The 14652-nt window shown below is 68.8% G+C and carries 14 protein-coding genes; 8 read left to right on the plus strand and 6 right to left on the minus strand.

What is annotated here, in order from left to right:
* Positions 1-86 precede the first annotated feature (86 nt).
* A complete protein-coding gene (locus U2P90_RS03755) occupies positions 87-767 on the plus strand; it encodes a metal-dependent hydrolase (protein WP_322473854.1) in 681 nt (226 codons plus the stop codon).
* A gap of 128 nt (positions 768-895) precedes the next feature.
* Here the strand turns inward: U2P90_RS03755 and U2P90_RS03760 are convergent, their stop codons facing one another.
* On the minus strand, positions 896-1804 hold the full coding sequence (locus U2P90_RS03760; protein WP_295816434.1) for an acyltransferase: 909 nt from the start codon (positions 1802-1804) through the stop codon (positions 896-898).
* Positions 1805-1912: 108 nt separating this feature from the next.
* Here U2P90_RS03760 and U2P90_RS03765 point away from each other — a divergent pair, with 108 nt between their 5' ends.
* Positions 1913-3607 (plus strand): dynamin family protein, encoded by a 1695-nt coding sequence (locus tag U2P90_RS03765; protein ID WP_322473855.1) that lies wholly within the window; start codon positions 1913-1915, stop codon positions 3605-3607.
* 295 nt (positions 3608-3902) lie between these two features.
* On the opposite strand, the gene U2P90_RS20155 is transcribed toward U2P90_RS03765, so the two are convergent.
* On the minus strand, positions 3903-4166 hold the full coding sequence (locus tag U2P90_RS20155) for an Imm8 family immunity protein (protein ID WP_380101339.1): 264 nt from the start codon (positions 4164-4166) through the stop codon (positions 3903-3905).
* Between the two features lie 280 nt (positions 4167-4446).
* Between U2P90_RS20155 and U2P90_RS03770 the strand changes: the two genes are divergently transcribed.
* Positions 4447-5190, plus strand: coding sequence for a ThuA domain-containing protein (locus U2P90_RS03770; protein ID WP_322473856.1), 744 nt, complete (start codon positions 4447-4449; stop codon positions 5188-5190).
* The gene (locus U2P90_RS03775; RefSeq protein WP_295816430.1) at positions 5187-6230 is read left to right on the plus strand and encodes a Gfo/Idh/MocA family protein; all 1044 of its coding nucleotides are present in this window, start codon (positions 5187-5189) and stop codon (positions 6228-6230) included. The genes U2P90_RS03770 and U2P90_RS03775 overlap by 4 nt, the downstream gene beginning before the upstream one ends.
* Before the next feature lie 197 nt (positions 6231-6427).
* On the opposite strand, the gene U2P90_RS03780 is transcribed toward U2P90_RS03775, so the two are convergent.
* Positions 6428-7072 (minus strand): TetR/AcrR family transcriptional regulator, encoded by a 645-nt coding sequence (locus U2P90_RS03780; protein ID WP_322473857.1) that lies wholly within the window; start codon positions 7070-7072, stop codon positions 6428-6430.
* A 74-nt stretch (positions 7073-7146) separates the two neighbouring features.
* On the opposite strand from U2P90_RS03780, the gene U2P90_RS03785 reads away from it, so the two are divergent.
* The gene (locus U2P90_RS03785) at positions 7147-7548 is read left to right on the plus strand and encodes an ester cyclase (RefSeq protein ID WP_322473858.1); all 402 of its coding nucleotides are present in this window, start codon (positions 7147-7149) and stop codon (positions 7546-7548) included.
* Positions 7549-7568: 20 nt separating this feature from the next.
* Here the strand turns inward: U2P90_RS03785 and U2P90_RS03790 are convergent, their stop codons facing one another.
* The 3 genes from U2P90_RS03790 to U2P90_RS03800 form a co-directional block, all read right to left on the minus strand.
* Positions 7569-8285 (minus strand): IclR family transcriptional regulator, encoded by a 717-nt coding sequence (locus tag U2P90_RS03790; RefSeq protein ID WP_295816426.1) that lies wholly within the window; start codon positions 8283-8285, stop codon positions 7569-7571.
* A 97-nt stretch (positions 8286-8382) separates the two neighbouring features.
* The gene (locus U2P90_RS03795; protein WP_322473859.1) at positions 8383-9426 is read right to left on the minus strand and encodes a M42 family metallopeptidase; all 1044 of its coding nucleotides are present in this window, start codon (positions 9424-9426) and stop codon (positions 8383-8385) included.
* Positions 9427-9692: 266 nt separating this feature from the next.
* Positions 9693-10478: an enoyl-ACP reductase FabI gene (locus tag U2P90_RS03800; RefSeq protein ID WP_322473860.1), complete on the minus strand. Its 786-nt coding sequence runs from the start codon at positions 10476-10478 to the stop codon at positions 9693-9695.
* Positions 10479-10626: 148 nt separating this feature from the next.
* Between U2P90_RS03800 and pgeF the strand changes: the two genes are divergently transcribed.
* The 3 genes from pgeF (at position 10627) to U2P90_RS03815 (ending at position 14644) form a co-directional block, all read left to right on the plus strand.
* Entirely contained in the window at positions 10627-11358 is a 732-nt protein-coding gene (gene pgeF / locus U2P90_RS03805; protein WP_322473861.1) for a peptidoglycan editing factor PgeF, read from the plus strand.
* Positions 11355-11861, plus strand: a complete 507-nt coding sequence (locus U2P90_RS03810; protein ID WP_295816422.1) for a YqeG family HAD IIIA-type phosphatase — start codon at positions 11355-11357, stop codon at positions 11859-11861. The genes pgeF and U2P90_RS03810 overlap by 4 nt, the downstream gene beginning before the upstream one ends.
* A 104-nt stretch (positions 11862-11965) precedes the next feature.
* A complete protein-coding gene (locus tag U2P90_RS03815; RefSeq protein WP_322473862.1) occupies positions 11966-14644 on the plus strand; it encodes an ATPase, T2SS/T4P/T4SS family in 2679 nt (892 codons plus the stop codon).
* The last annotated feature ends 8 nt before the right edge of the window (positions 14645-14652 follow it).

Here is a 14652-nt window from a genome sequence, read left to right on the forward strand (position 1 = left end):
ATACGGCGCGAAGATGTGTGCCCGCTGCCAGTCACGGCGGAGCCGGCCGGCCTAGCCTCGGGAGCGTTCACCTCCGGAGGTCACACATGAACATCCGCTTCCTCGGTCACAGCACGTTTCTCCTTCAGGACGGCGAGCACCGCGTCCTGATCGACCCGTTCATCGAGCACAATCCGAAAAGTCCAGTCACGCTGGAGCAGGCGCTGGAGTGGAAGCTCAGTGCCGTCCTGATCAGTCACGCACACGGCGATCACTGGGGCAACGCCCTGGACTTCGGCAAGGCCGGCGTGCCCATCATCGGCACGGCCGAGATCGGCGGTTACGCGCAGAAGCACGGCGCGACTCAGGCGGTCGGTATGAACATCGGGGGCACGTACCGCGCCGACTGGGGCAGCGTGTATCTCACGCCCGCGTGGCACTCCAGCTCCTTCCCAGACGGCACCTACGGCGGCATGCCCACGGGGCTGGTCATTGAACTGGGGGGCAGGCGCGTGTACTTCGCGGGCGACACCTGCCTGTTCAGCGACATGCGCGTGATCGGTGACCGAGGCCTGGACGCCGCGATCCTGCCCGTGGGCGACCACTACACCATGGGCCCCGAGGAGGCCGGCCGCTGCCTGGAACTCCTGCGCCCGAAGGTCGCCATTCCCATGCACTTCGGCACCTTCCCCGCCCTGACCGGCGACCCGCAGGTGTTCGCGCAGGCCGGGCAGGCGCAGGGTGTGGACGTGCGGGTGCTGGAGCCGGGCGAGACGACGGAGCTGTAGGGCAGAGGGCAGACTCGAAGAGCCGCGCAGCGGAGGGCAGGCACCTGGAACCCAGTTCCCGTGCCTGCCCTCCGCTCAGTCTGTTGTTGTGGCTGTCAGCTCTCGGCCCTCCGCTCTCTGCAGGCGCGTCAGCGCCCTGTGACCACGCTGCCCGGCGTGATGGGCGCGTCCCGCTCATCGGGCAGCCGGGTCTGGCCGGGCGTGGGCTGCGGGAACTGGGGATTGGCCTTGCGCCCGGCGTCGTGCGGGTAGGTGCGCGAGTCCACGAGCACGTCCTGGGGGGGGCGCACCTTGAAGCGGCTGGTGCGGGCAGGCACGCCCATGGCGATGCCGTGCGGGGGAATGTCGTCGCGCAGCAGGGCGTGCGTGGCGAGCATGGCGTCGTCGCTGACCACCGCGCCGGCCAGGATGGTGCTGTGGTACGTGATCCGCGCCCCGCGCCCGATCACGGTCTTCTTCAGGGTCACGTCCGGGCCGTCGAGCACGCTGTGGGTGTGGCTGTAGATGTTCACGTAGTCGCTGACCGAGGCGTCGTCGTGCAGTTCGATGCCGCCGATGTCGTCCAGCAGCACGCCCCGGTGCACGACCACGTTGTCGCCAACCTCCATGTTGTACCCGACAGAGAATTCCACGTTCTGCCAGCACTTGAAGTCCCGCCCCACCCGCCGGAAGATGTGGCCCGCCAGCACGCGGCGCACCGGAATGCCAAAGACCGGATTCTGTCCCAGCGGCGTGAGGTCCAGGGTCTTCCACAGCCACAGCAGCGGCTTGACCTGCGCGAAGCGCTCCTGATCGGTCGCCATGTAGTACTCGGCCTCGAACGTGATGTTGCGGGAATCGAGGTTCAGCGCGGCCAGCGGCGCGTCGGCGACGAGCTGCGCGTAGGATCGGCCATACATGGCCTCGGCGAGGATCTCGCGGGCCAGCACCACACGATCCGTGGCGGGATCGGTCAGCCTGACGTCCAGGTCGCGCACGAACTCATTGAAGGTCGCCTGGGCACCCGCGTCGATGTTCACCGGTATGAGCCACGTCACGTCCGCCACTGTACCTCCATACAGTAGAAAACAAAGTGCCCCGGTGTGGACGATCCTCCCCGGACGGCCGTGTCCGGTCTGCGCTGCACGCTCTACACTGCCGGGCATATGCTCGTCTCCGATCACGTGCAGGCGCTGCTCACCCGCGAGCGCACGCTGCTCGCCGACATCCAGGCCTTTCTGGACACCCAGGGCGCTCCGCCGGAGGTCGTGGAGCACGCCCGTACCGCCGCCCGCGCCCTGGACGAGACCTTCCTGCTGGTCGTGGTCGGCGAGTTCAATGCCGGCAAGAGCAGCTTCGTGAACGCCCTGCTGGGCGCCCAGGTGCTTCCCGAGGGCGTGACGCCCACGACGGACCGCATCTACGTGCTCGTCCACGGCGAGAAACCCGGCCAGATGGAGCCCACCCGCGACCCCTTCGTGAGCCGCCTGACGTACCCGCTGCCCAGCCTGGAGGGGGTGGCCCTGGTCGATACGCCCGGCACGAACGCGATCATCCGCCAGCACCAGGCGCTCACCGAGGGCTTCCTGCCCCGCGCCGATCTGGTGCTGTTCCTGACCAGTGCCGATCGCCCCTTCACCGAATCCGAGCGCCAGTTCCTGAGCCTGGCGGCGAGGTGGGGCCGGTCGGTGATCATGGTCGTGAACAAGGCCGACCTGCTGGAGACCCCCGAGCAGAAGACCCAGGTGCGCGAGTTCGTCGAGACCGGGGCGCGGGGTGTGCTGGGCCTGACGCCGCCGGTGCTGCTGATCTCGGCGCGGGGCGAGCAGCGCGGAGGCGACCCCGGCTTCCTGGCCCTGCGCGAGGTGCTGAAGATGCGCCTCTCGGAGACCGAGCGCACCCGTCTGAAGCTGCAGGGGCCGCTGAACACCGCCGCCGAACTCCTGAACGGCGAGGAGACCCGCGCCGACGCCGCCCGCACCACCCTGAAAGAGGATCTGGTCATCCTGAGCGATCTGGAGGCCCAGCGCGAGCGCCACCGCGAGACCATGCACGGCGAACTCGACGGGCAGCTCAACCGCGTGTCGCGCCTGCTGGCCGAGTTCGAGGTGCGGGCCGACCGCTTTATCGACGACAAGCTGCGCTTCTCCAACATCCGTGGCCTGATCAATCCCCGCGATCTGGAGGATGCCTTCCGCCGCGAGGCCGTGGCCGACCTTCCGGACGCCATCGACCGGCAGTTCGGCAGCATGATCGACCGCTTCGTGGAAGCCAACCTGCACTTCTGGGAGGATGTCCAGGCCTTCCTGATCCGCCGTCAGCCCAGCAGCGAGGTCGCCCGCACGCGCTTCTCCTATGACCGGGGGGCGCTGCTGGAGGGGATTGCCGGCAGTGCCCGCGAACACCTGGAACTCACCACCGAGCAGGAACTGGGCCGCCAGCTCTCCCAGGACGCCGAGGACGCCATGAAGGGCGCGGTGGGCGGGCTGGCCGGGGGCATCGGCATCGGCGCGGGCATCGGGGCCCTGATCGGGGCCAGCGCCCTGGATTTCACGGGCGGCATCCTGGCGGGCCTGACCCTGGGCAGCCTGGGCCTGTTCGTCCTGCCCAACAAGAGGTTGCAGGCCCACCGACACCTGCGGGCGAAGGTCGCCGCCCTGCGCGAGGCCCTGGAGCGCATCGTCCGCCGCGAGTACGAGCGCGAGCAGGAACGCGCCGACGCTAGGCTGCGCGACGCGATCAGCCCCTACACCCGATTCACCGAGCAGGAGCAGGCGCGGCTGGCGGGGGCCCAGACGCGGGCGGCGGCGCTGCGGGCCGAACTGGACGGATTGAAGGCCGAGGTTGGGGGGCTGGGGTAGGGGAGAGAGGGCCTCTCAGTCCTGAAGCGCACCTCGAAATTCGGAGCATTCCCCCAGGATCAGTCACAGCGGTGTTCAGTTCCGCCCCGGGGCTGAACTGATGCCCCGCACTTCCCCTGAACCCTGCGGTCAGTCTTCTTCCGGTGATCCCGCCTCAACGCTGTGACTTCAGACGACTCTGCGGGCTGAGCCTCACGAATGCGGGCCAACGCTTCTGCTGTGTGGTGTAGAACGGTCTGCTCGTCGATCTGACCACGTCGTGCAGCGGCAGCCTGGACTGTTGTCCAGGGTGTCGTCACGTCGGCCCGCTCTGGTGGGTCTCGAATGCCCAGCGGGAAACGAGGTTGATCCGTACCGAGATCGCGGGCCAGTCTGCACTGTGGAGAGTGGAGAGATACCGCTCAACCACTGCCCCGATTCTCGGCAGGTCAGAGTCCTGCACGATCAGCAGACCCCGTCCCGAGGTCGCTGCCTGACCTTCCCGCTTCAGGTACTCGGGTGTGCAGACGAAGAGGTCGAAGGCGTCCGAGGCGTGTTCTCCTTCAGGCCCGATCTCCAGTCAGAGGATGATTTTGAAATCCCCGGCGTTCTCTGGGCGAACGTGTTCGAAGGAATGACGTCCCGGATCATCAGTGCGTTCAGCTCAGCACGAATGTGTTCCTCTACATAATGACCAGACTGCTCTCCATGTCCCGCCCCGCTGGATGCCCACCCCTGCGCTTTCACCCCGCCCTGTTTTTCCGCTAGCATCGGCGGCGCATCTGACCTGTACACGTTCATCCGGCCTCATCGTCACGTCCTAAGCTGAATCGATTCAGATCACCGCGCAAGGAGACCCCATGACCCAGCCCACGCAGCCCCGTATCACCGTCTGGCACGAATACCGTCACGAGCACGAGAACCCGAAGGTGGCCGCCGTCTACCCGCAGGGGATGCATGTGGCGATGGCCGACGGCCTGAAGGCCCACGGCTTCACGAATGTCCGCACCGCGACCCTGGACGAGCCCGAGCACGGCCTCACGGACGAGGTGCTGGCCAATACCGATGTCCTGCTGTGGTGGGGCCACAAGGCGCACGGCGACGTGTCGGACGCCATTGCAGAGAAGGTCGTGCAGCGCGTGTGGGACGGCATGGGCCTGATCGTGCTGCACTCCGGGCACTTCAGCAAGCCCTTCAAGCGGCTCATGGGCACGTCCTGCGACCTGAAGTGGCGCGAGGCGAACGACAAGGAGCGGCTGTGGGTGGTCGATCCTTCGCACCCGATCGCGCAGGGCGTGGGCGAGTTCATCGAGATCGAGTCCGAGGAGATGTACGGCGAGCATTTCGACATCCCCGCGCCGGAGGAACTGATCTTCGTGAGCTGGTTCTCGGGCGGCGAGGTGTTCCGCTCGGGCTGCACCTTCCGGCGGGGCAGCGGCAAGATCTTCTACTTCCGCCCCGGACACGAGACGTATCCCACATACTTCCACGCCGGCGTGCGGCAGGTCATCGCCAACGCGGCCCGCTGGGCCATGCCGACTGCCAGCGCGCCCCGCGCCTTCGGCAACCGCCAGCCGCTCGAGGCCCTGCCGGAGCGCCAGTGACCGCCTCCAGCAAGGTCGTCAGCGCCGCGATCATCGGGGCGGGCGGCATCTCCAAGCGGCATTACGAGGGCTACAAACAGGCCGGCGTGAACGTGGTCGCCATCGCGGATGCCAGCGAGGCGATCCGGCAGCTGCGCGAGAAGGAATGGGAGGTGCGCGCCTACGCCACCTTCGAGGAGCTGCTGGCGAACGAGGACGTGCAGGCGGTCAGTATCTGCACGCCCAACGCCTTCCACGCGCCGGCGACCATCATGGCGCTCGACCGGGGCATCCACGTGCTGTGCGAGAAGCCGCTGTCGCTGGATCTGGACGCCTGCGACGCCATGATCGCTGCCGCCCGCCGCAGCGGCACGGTGCTCCAGACCGGGCACCACCTGCGCAGCAATCCGCTGGCCCGCACCGCCAAGCGGCTCATCGACGAGGGGCGGATCGGGCGCGTGACCTTCATGCGGCTGCGGCAGGCGCACGACTGGGGCGGCGCGGAGCAGGTGCGCGGCGTGTTCGGCAGCCTCGCGGCGTCGGGTGGTGGCACGCTGCTCGACAACGGCTGCCACATGATGGATCTGGCGCGGTACTTCGCCGGCGACGTGCGGAGCATCTACGCGCGCATGGCCACCCTGAAATTCCAGATCGAGGTCGAGGACACCAGTGTCGCCACGCTGGATTTCGAGAATGGCGCGATCGCGAGCGTCGAGAACGCGTGGACGGCCACCGGCTGGGAGGAGAGCTTCTTCGTGTACGGCACCCAGGGCGCGCTGGAGTGCAGCAACCGCCTGGGCAAGGCGCGGCTGCGGTTCCTGAACCGCGAGTTCGGCTACGCCGACTGGGGCGCGGCCGACGAGACGTGGTACGACTTCGCCACGGTGGACAACGCGCACGTCCGCAGCGTGGTGCACTTCATCGAGTCGATCGAGCACGGTACGCCCGTCGTGTGTACCGGCGAGGACGGCCGTGAGAGCGTCCGCCTGGTGCTGGGGGCGTACGAGAGTGCCCGCACGAACTCGCCGGTGCCCCTGACCCTGGCCGCCCAGCCGGGCTGACTGTTCTGTCAGGAACGCCGCGCCGGACGATGTGCCCGGCGCGGCGTTCCGGCGTCCTATCAGCAACACAGGAATGGATAGATCAATCCGTCGATCCCTGTGGAGCGAGAGCAACGGGAGTCGTGACAGACCGTGGTTCACGGAACCTCCAGGGGTGCCGCCTTGCCCTGAACGTCATGAGAGAGCAGATCCCGCGGTCAGTCCGGCAGAACCGGGCCTGCAGCGGCCGTGCGGCACAGCTCAACTTCGGCGTTCAGGTGGCTGAGCAGCCACGCCTCATACGCGTCGGGAGTCCAGCCGAACTCGCCGACGAGTTCCAGATAGACCTCCGCGCGGGTCAGCGCCAGATAAGCGGCGCTGAAGCGTGGGGCGTCCAGCTGAAAGACCTCGGCCCACGCGCCGACAATCCGGCCGATGTTCGTCCGCCGGCCCTGCAGCGCCGTGCCCAGTTCCTGTGCCGCCTCCGGATCCGACGCGGCCGCTGCGGTGTAGATGGTCATCATGCGGGCCCCCAGCTCCCACTGCCGGCGGGTCGCGTGGGCCGCGAGGCGCAGCCGGTCACCGATGTGAGCCTGTTCGCCAGCCAGCCGGTAGGTGTCGCGCTGGCCGGTGGCGTGGTGCCAGGCTTCGCGGATCGCGGCCAGCAGGGTGCGCTTGTTCGTGAAGGTGCTGTAGACGGTGCTGACAGCCACCCCGGCACGCAGGGCGATGGCCTCCATGGTGGTGCCGGCATATCCGGTCTCCAGAAAGGAATCGGCCGCGGCCTGCACGATCAGGTTGCGGGTGGCCTGTGCCTGCCGCTGCCGATGGGTCAGTCGCGGGGAAGTGTTGCGTTCGCTCACTCATCGGAGTATAACGTAAGTCACTGTAGTGCCACTCTATTCAATGGAGGTTGACTGCTATGCTGGACGCCGACGTGAGAATCGCGAGCGACATGATCGAACGGGCCTTCAACAGGGGTGACCTGAGCGCCGTGGACGAACTGCTGCTTCCCGCCGCCGTCGATCACCAGGAAGCGCCCGGCGTGAACTTCCCCCGGCATCTCAAGGAAGTCGTCGTCATGCTCAGAACGGCCTTCCCGGATCTGCACTTTGAGATCAGGCACATCATGTCCAGCGGGGACATCATCGCCATGCACTCCGTCATGACCGGCACCCACCTGGGGCCGATGCGCGATCTGGCGCCCACCCGGCGCTCCGTGCATGTCCGGCACATGCATTTCATCCGCGTCGAGCAGGGCCTCGGCGCGGAACTGTGGCACCTCTGGGATACGCCGGGCCTGATGAAGCAGCTGACCGGGCCGGCACCGACCGCCTGACCCGGGCCGCGCTGCCGCCGCTACAGTGCCTCGGCCTCGCGCACGATGCTCAGCACCCGCTCGCGCACCTGCCGCTCCTCGCGCAGGTAACGGCCCGCACTCATCTGGACGCCGATGGCCGCCACGACCGTGCCGCCACGCTGGGCATCCGGCGCGTGATAAGGCACGCCCAGCGTGCACTGCCCCGGCACCCATTCCTCTATGGAGTACGCGTAGCCCAGCCGGCGCACCTTGGCGACCTCGGTGCGCCACTCGTCCATGGAGGTGATCGAGCTCGGTGTGCAGGTGGCAAATGCGCGCGGCGTGATCTCGGCGTGGGCGTACAGGATCTTGCCGCTCGCGGTGGCCGTTGCCGGCAGGTAGATGTCCATGGGCAGGTCGATGTCCGCGTCCGGGTGCCGCTCACGGATCGTGGCGACCACCTCCTCGCCTTCCAGAATGCACAGGAACGCCACGCAGCGCACCTCCAGCGCCAGGCGCGTGATCAGGGCGCGGGCCTCGGGGAACCACGGCAGGGCGGCCGTCAGCTGGGCCCCCATCTCGGCGAGGTGCCACGACAGGCGGTACTTGCCGGCCGGCGTGCGCCGCAGGAAGCCCGCCTCGGTCAGGCCAGCGAGGTAGGCGTGTGCGGTGGCCCGGGGCACGCCCAGGTGCGCCGCCAGCGCCCGCACGCCCCACTCGGGCTGCTCGGCGCTGAAGGCACCCAGGATGGTGGACGCTTTCTGAAGGGACAGCACGTGTCCAGCCTACAGGGACAAGACAGATCCTGTACACCGCGCGTTCCTTCACGTGGCGGCGTGCTGGTGATCCGGCGCGGCCGCGCCGTTCCGGAGGTCAGTCCTCGTCGCGGACATGGGCCAGCATGAGCGCCCCGGTCGCCACCAGCGCGTCCGTGTGGGTGCGCTCGTAGGCGTGGCTGGCGTCCACGCCCGGGCCGATCAGCGCCACCGGATAGTCGCCGCCCGCCCGCCACGCCGCCGTGCCGTCCGAGGCGTAGTACGGGTAGATGTCCACGCACAGCGCCACCCCCGCCCGGCGTGCCGAGGCCCGCAGCCGGTTGCCCAGCGCGTGGTCGTAGGGTCCGCCGCTGTCGGCCACACACAGCGTCACGTGGTGCTCGCTGCTCTGCTGGTTCTCGCCCACGGCCGCCATGTCCACCGCGATCAGCTCGTCCGTGTGGGGCGGGATGCCGGTCGCCGCGCCGTGCCCGACCTCCTCGTAGGTGGTCACGTGGAAGGCGGTGGTGGCCGTGGGCGGGTGCTCCCGCAGGGCCCGGGTCACGCCCAGGAACACCGCCACCGCCGCCTTGTTGTCCAGGTGCCGGGCCTTGACGTATCCCGCCGGAGTCACGCGGGGCCGGGCATCGAAGCTCACGAAGTCGCCCACCGCGATTCCCAGGGCGCGGGTCTCGTCGGCCGACCACGTGGGTTCGTCCAGGCGCACCTCCATGACCGACTGCTCGCGCTGCAGCGTGCGCAGCGCCGCGCCATGCACGTGCGTACTCTGCCGGATGTTCACGACGGTGCCGGTGACGACCCGGCCGGACTGGGTGTGCACCCGGACGTCCTCGCCCTCGACGGTCGCCCAGTCGTAGCCCCCCAGCGCGGAGAGGGTCACCCGGCCCGTCCGCTTGATGTGCTTGACCATCGCGCCCAGGGTGTCCACGTGCCCACTGAAGGTCACATGGCGCTGATCCGAACCGGCGACCTCCCAGGTCAGGGCGCCCTTGCGGGTGCGCGCCGGCGTGATGCCCAGTGCCCGCAGCTCCTCCTCGATCCCGCGCACGGCCCGCTCGGTGAATCCGGTCGGACTGGGCGTGTCCAGCAGCCGCACCAGGACGTCCAGCGTGTACGGCAGGTCGATGGTGGGGCGGCTCATACGCCCCGCGCCCGCAGGACGTGACGGAGAACGGTGCTGCTGGAGGTCGTTCTGGACGCCGGTCTGGCCGTCAGGATCATATGGGCGGATCATAGCGGCCTGACCGCGTGTTCAGTTGGGGTCGGGGCGCGGTCAGGCGAGTCACGCCCTCGGCCCGGGTGTGTGGCGGCCCCGTTCCCATGGGCGCTGGTGACCAGCTCGTGCCTGGGACTGTCGGAGTCGCCCGGGCCCCAGCGATGCCCGCGCCCACCGGGCGCGGAGAGCGTTCAGTCCTCTTTCACCGTCATGATGCTCAGGCCCGCGTCCACGTACACGGTCTGCCCGGTCACGCCGCTGCCGAGGTCGCTCAGCAGGAACAGGGCGAGCTTGCCGACCTCCTCGGGCGTGGCGTTGCGGCCGAAACTCGCGTTGCGCGCGCCCTTGTCGTACAGGCCGCCGAAGCCGGGAATGCTGCGCGCCGCGATCGTCCGCATCGGGCCGGCGCTGATCGTGTTCACACGGATCTCGCGCGGGCCGAAGTCGGCGGCCAGGTAGCGGGTCGCGGCCTCCAGGGCGGCCTTGGCCACGCCCATCACGTTGTACTTGGGCACGACCTGCTGCGAGGCGTGGTACGTCAGGCTCACGATGCTGCCGCCGTCGCGCAGCAGCGGCTCCGCGTGCCGCGAGGCCGCGACCAGCGTGTACGCGCTGACGTGCAGCGAGGTGTTCCAGTCCTCCGGGGTGGTGTCCAGGAAGCGGCCCTCCATCGCCGTGCGCGGCGCGAAGGCAATCGCGTGCACCACGTAGTCCAGGTGTCCGAACTCGTCTTTCACGCGGGCGAACAGCGCCGCCAGGTCCGCCTCGCTGGTCGCGTCGGCCTGCTGCGACCACACGCCCGGCCTGCCGGCCAGGAGCTTGTCCAGTTCGCCCTTGAGGCGCTCACCCTGATACGAGAACCCCACGCGGCACCCGGCCGCGAGCAGTTGCTCGGCGATCGCCCAGCCCAGGCTGCGGGCATTCGCCACACCCATGACCAGGGCCGTCTTGTCCGAAAGATCCACGCTGACACTCATGACGGGACTCTAGCAACCGCCGGGCGTCCGCGCTTGGAGCCGGTGCAAGGAGCCGGTGCCCGGCCGGTCATCCGGGCGTCACCTGAGGGACATCTCAGGTCAGACCGTCAGAATCCGGTGAGAGATGACGGGGGATACTACACACCTGATGTTGCTCCGCGCACCGAACCTGACGGCGCCGCATGCGTTCACCACGCGCAGCGGCGGCGTCTCGGTCGGGGCGTTCCGGGGCCTGAACCTTGACGACCGCCAGGACGATCCGGCGGCCGTGGCCGAGAACCGTGCCCGGCTGGCCGGGGCCCTGGGTGCTGGTCCGGCGGCCTTCGCCCGCCTGGATCAGGTGCATGGCACGCAGGTGGTGCCCGTCACACAGCCCGGTGTGTGGGAGGGCGACGCCCTGGTCACGGCCACGCCGGGCCTCCTGCTCGCCATCGGCACGGCCGACTGCTACCCGCTGCTGCTGCACGACCGGGCGGCCGGGGTCGTCGGCGCGGCGCATGCCGGCTGGAAGGGCACGCTGGGCCGCATCGCGCGGGAGACGGTGCAGGCCATGACCGCGCTGGGAGCCGAGGCGGGCCGGATCTGTGCCGCCGTCGGCCCGGGCATCTGTGGCGAGCGCTACGGGGTCGGCGACGACCTCGCCGCGCAGTTCCGGCAGGCCGGGCTGGGGGACTTCGTGCTCGACCGTCCGGGTCAGCCGCACCTGGACCTCGCGGGGGCGAACCGTGCCGTGCTGGAGGACGCCGGCGTTCCGGCCACGAACATCTGGCTCAGCGGACGCTGCTCCACCGAGGTCGACTTCTACTCGTACCGGCGCGACGCCGGCGTGACCGGGCGCATGTGGGCCGTGATCGGCCTGGGTGCCGGAGGGCACGGATGAGCCTGCTCCAGCCGCGCGACGTGATCGACCACGTCACGGACATCACGCCGGACTTCCTGAGCGTGCGCGGCCTGCACGGGCTGCTGATCGACCTCGACAACACCCTGGTGCCCTACGGCAGCTACGCCGACGAGGAAGCCGCCGCGATCATCCGCTGGGCACGCGATCTGCAGCAGGTCGGCACCGGCCTGTACCTGCTGAGCAATGCCACCGGCAGGCGGGCGGCGTACTGGCTCGAACGTCTGGAATTCAACGGCGTGGGCCTGGCGGGCAAGCCCAATCCCCGTGCGTACCGCCGTGCCCTGGCCGCTCTGAATCTCGCGCCCCGGCAGGTCGGCATGGTCGGGGATCAGCTGTTCACGGACGTGCTGGGCGGCAACCTCGCGGGGCTGCACACCGTCCTGGTGCGGCCGCTCCAGGGCAACGCGCTGCTGCACACCCGCGCCGCCCGCCACCTGGAACGCCTCGTGCTGCGCCGCTACGGCCACGACTGGAGGACATGACGTGACCCGCGCCGCGGCCCCCGGTGCCCACCACCCTGCTCCCGATCCTTCCCGTCTTCTCTGGCCTGTCCGGCCGCACCACCATCCGCTCAAGGAGGAACATCATGGCTCTCTCAATCGGTGACCGGCGCCTCGGCGCGATCCTGCTCGAACAGGGCTACGTGAACGATGTGGATCTCCAGAAGGCCCTGGTGCGCCACGCCGAGGTCGGGGGGCGGCTCGCGGAGATCCTGATCGGTGCAGGCATGGTCGGCGAGAAACGCATCGCCCGGGCCATCGAGGAGGCGCTGGGCATTCCGCTGGTGAACCTGATGGTCGTGCAGCCCGACGCCCAGGCGGTCATGGCGGTGCGGGCCCAGACCGCCCTGAGCTCCCTGGCCTTCCCCTTCGCCATCGAGGGCGGCACGCTGCGGGTCGCCCTGGTCGATCCGCTGTCGAGCATCAGTATCGAGGCGCTCGAGGACGACAGCGGCCTGATGATCGAGCCCTACCAGGCCCTGCGCGACGAGATCAACTGGGCGATCGCCACGCACTACCCCGAACTGGGTCTGACCCCTGTCATGCCTGAAGCAGTGGCCGAGGGGGGCGGCGGCGGCAAGCTCGGCCAGCGACTGATCTCGCGCGGCCTGATCACCGACGCCCAGCTCCAGGTGGCGCTCGATGCCCAGCAGCAGACCGGCGAGCCGCTGGGGGCCACCCTGTACGCGCAGAAGGCCATCACCGAGGACCAGCTGTACGAGGTGCTGGCCGACCAGATCGGCGCGGTGTACCTGAAAAATCCCCGCGACTTCAAACCCACCGACGAGGTGCTGGGCACCATGCTGCGGGCCGACGCCCTGCGGCTCTCGGCCGTACCGGTCGACGAGAGCGGCGGCAGCGTCACGGTGGTCGCCTCTGATCCCCGCAAGCGCGAGGACATCGAGGCGCTGATCGGCCGCCGCGTGCAGTTTCTGCTCGCCAAGCCGCGTGACGTCGAGTCCCTGATCGAGAAGTACTATCCCCAGCGCGGCCGGCTGGGCGAGCAGATGGTGCAGCAGGGCACGCTGTCCCGCGCCCAGCTGCGCGAGGCGCTGCAGGTGCAGGCCCGCGAGGGGCGGGTCAAGCCGCTGGGCGAGGTGATCATCGAGCTGGGCTTCGCCGGTGCCGACGAGATCGATACCGCCCTGCAGAAGCAGAATTCGGGTGGGGGCCGCCTGGAGGACACCCTGGTCCAGTCCGGCAAGCTCTCCCCGGAGATGCTGGCCCGCTCGCTGGCCGCGCAGCTCGGCTACGAGTTCCTCGATCCCGTCCAGAACCCGCCGGATCCCAAGGTCGCCCTGATGATTCCCGAGGCGACTGCCCGCCGCTACGCCGTGGTGCCGGTGCGGCTCCAGGGCGAGTCGCTGATCGTTGCCATGAAGGATCCGCGCAACGTCTTCGCGCTGGACGACCTGAAGCTGATCACCGGGCGCGAGGTGCTGCCGGCGGTCATGGCCGAGAAGGACATCATCCGCCTGATCGAGCGCTACTTCGGCAACAAGGACATGGCCGACCTGAACCAGCGCCTGGTGCAGGAGAGCAACAAGCGCGACAAGGATGCCAAACGTGCCGACGACGTGGACATCTCGGCCGGGCTCGACGACAACGCCGTGGTGCGCGTTGTGGACAACCTGATCCGTGAGGCGGCGCTGCAGGAGGCCTCGGACATTCACATTGAGCCGACCGAACACGATGTCCGGGTGCGCTACCGGGTCGACGGCGTGCTGCGCGAGCAGAACTCGCTGCCCAAGGGAGCCGCGCAGAGCATGCTGGCCCGTATCAAGATCATGGGCCAGCTCGACATCAGCGAGCGGCGCATCCCACAGGACGGCCGCGTGCGCTTCAAGAAGGGCAGCATCGACCTCGACCTGCGACTGTCCACCCTGCCCACCGTGTACGGCGAGAAGGCCGTCATGCGTCTGTTGCAGAAGGCGAGCAACATCCCGGAAGTCGAGCAGCTGGGCTTCAGTGAACACAACTACCAGCGCTATCTCGACGTGATCCACAAGCCCAACGGCATCTTTCTGGTGACCGGCCCCACGGGGTCGGGCAAGTCCTTCACCAGTTTTTCCACCCTCAAGCGCATCGCGGTGCCCGAGAAGAACACGACCACCATCGAGGACCCGGTCGAATACGAGATTCCGGGGATCATCCAGTCGCAGGTGAACCCGGTCGCCGGCATGACCTTCGCCCGTGCCCTGCGCGCCTTCCTGCGTCAGGACCCCGACATCATCTTCGTGGGGGAAATCCGTGACACCGAGACCGCCAAGATCGCCGTGGAAGCGGCGCTGACCGGTCACCTGGTGCTGGCCACGCTGCACACCAACGACGCGCCCGGCGCGATCGTGCGCCTGGAGGAGATGGGCGTCGAGCACTTCAACATCGGCGCGGCCGTGGTGGGTGTGGTCGCGCAGCGCCTGGTGCGCAAGGTCTGTCCGGACTGCAAGGCCCCCACCAACGCCGACCCCGACGTGCTGCGCCGCCTGGGCATCACCGAGCGCGACCTGCGCGGCGCCCAGCTGATGCGCGGCGCAGGCTGCCCGCGCTGCGGCGGCACCGGCTACAAGGGCCGCATGGGCATTCACGAGCTGATGGTCATCGACGAGCCGCTGCGCGTCGCCATCGGTTCGGGCAAGAACGCCAGCGAGATCAACGACGTCGCCATCAACCAGTGCGGCATGAAGACCCTGCGCCAGGACGGCATCGCCAAGGCCCTCCAGGGCATCACCACGCTGGAAGAAGTGCTCGCCGTCACGAGCAAGTAAGCGCCCCA

Source organism: Deinococcus sp. AB2017081 (assembly GCF_034440735.1).
Lineage (GTDB): Bacteria > Deinococcota > Deinococci > Deinococcales > Deinococcaceae > Deinococcus > Deinococcus rufus.

What these genes read in the sequence shown, in the direction of transcription:
- U2P90_RS03755 (WP_322473854.1), top strand. Translation starts at nt 87, where the DNA reads ATGAACATCCGCTTCCTCGGTCACAGCACGTTTCTCCTTCAGGACGGC.
- U2P90_RS03765 (WP_322473855.1), top strand. Translation starts at nt 1,913, where the DNA reads ATGCTCGTCTCCGATCACGTGCAGGCGCTGCTCACCCGCGAGCGCACG.
- U2P90_RS03770 (WP_322473856.1), top strand. Translation starts at nt 4,447, where the DNA reads ATGACCCAGCCCACGCAGCCCCGTATCACCGTCTGGCACGAATACCGT.
- U2P90_RS03795 (WP_322473859.1), bottom strand. Translation starts at nt 9,426, where the DNA reads ATGAGCCGCCCCACCATCGACCTGCCGTACACGCTGGACGTCCTGGTG.
- U2P90_RS03800 (WP_322473860.1), bottom strand. Translation starts at nt 10,478, where the DNA reads ATGAGTGTCAGCGTGGATCTTTCGGACAAGACGGCCCTGGTCATGGGT.
- pgeF (WP_322473861.1), top strand. Translation starts at nt 10,627, where the DNA reads ATGTTGCTCCGCGCACCGAACCTGACGGCGCCGCATGCGTTCACCACG.
- U2P90_RS03810 (WP_295816422.1), top strand. Translation starts at nt 11,355, where the DNA reads ATGAGCCTGCTCCAGCCGCGCGACGTGATCGACCACGTCACGGACATC.
- U2P90_RS03815 (WP_322473862.1), top strand. Translation starts at nt 11,966, where the DNA reads ATGGCTCTCTCAATCGGTGACCGGCGCCTCGGCGCGATCCTGCTCGAA.